Raw genomic sequence first — 417 nt, 5'->3', positions numbered from 1 at the left:
GGGCAGCTCACCGGGTCACCCTGGCGAGCGGCACCAATGCCTTTGAAAATCATGACCGTGGAGCCTGTTAAAACGGTGCCACCGCTAGTGGTTTTGTCGCCAATACGAATGATGCCTTTCATGACTTGTCTCTACTCAAATAACGGCCAATTCCCCTGCGCAGCGACACGCTCTGTTGACCACAACACATAAAAAGAGACATTCGCTACTTGGGTCCACAAGAATCAACATCTTCACACCGAATCCACTTTTCAATCACTACTCCGTTTTTTTGTGTATAGCGGAACTTCACGAAGGAGTTATTTGTATTTGAGAGCACGGACACAACGTCACCCCGTATCAGATACGAAGCAGTTTTATCGGACAATAACGGTGATCGATACAGGTAAGCCTTTTCGGAAATCACCGACTTTACTT

Annotated in this window: 1 protein-coding gene; it reads right to left on the bottom strand. The window is 47.2% G+C overall.

Annotated features, from left to right (window positions below):
* A partial coding sequence (locus ACZYSM_RS29400) for a PAAR domain-containing protein (protein ID WP_489077206.1) occupies window positions 1-122 on the bottom strand: 122 nt, incomplete at its 3' end.
* Between the last annotated feature and the right edge of the window lie 295 nt (window positions 123-417).

Source organism: Pseudomonas sp. F220 (genome assembly GCF_057813935.1).
Note: the sequence above shows the minus strand (reverse complement) of the source record. Positions and strands in the feature narration are given on the sequence as shown.